Origin of the sequence: Pectobacterium hainanensis (assembly GCF_046237015.1) — a bacterium.
Lineage (GTDB): Bacteria > Pseudomonadota > Gammaproteobacteria > Enterobacterales > Enterobacteriaceae > JBJYIN01.
The window spans coordinates 1-223 of sequence record NZ_JBJYIN010000074.1; the positions used below are offsets into that span (position 1 = coordinate 1).

The 223-nt window shown below is 68.2% G+C and carries 1 protein-coding gene; it reads left to right on the forward strand.

The genetic code is table 11. The annotated features are described in order from the left end of the window. On the forward strand, positions 1-223 hold a 223-nt coding region (locus tag ACKPVM_RS20555; RefSeq protein WP_409311596.1), incomplete at both ends, for a hypothetical protein.

The following is a 223-nucleotide window of genomic DNA, read 5'->3' on the forward strand; positions in this document are numbered from 1 at the left end:
GTATGACGCCGGGGAACTGGAGCGGGTGGCCAATTACCTCAACACCCATTTCGCCGGACGTGCCGTGGCCGACATCCGCGCGACGCTGGTGCGCGAGTTGCGCAGTGCCCGCTCGGAAATGGAGACGCTGCTGGCGCAGTCGGTGGAACTGGCCGAGCAGGTGCTGGTGCCCGGGGACGAGGACATGCTCGTGGCGGGGCAGACCCGTCTGATGGGCGTGCAG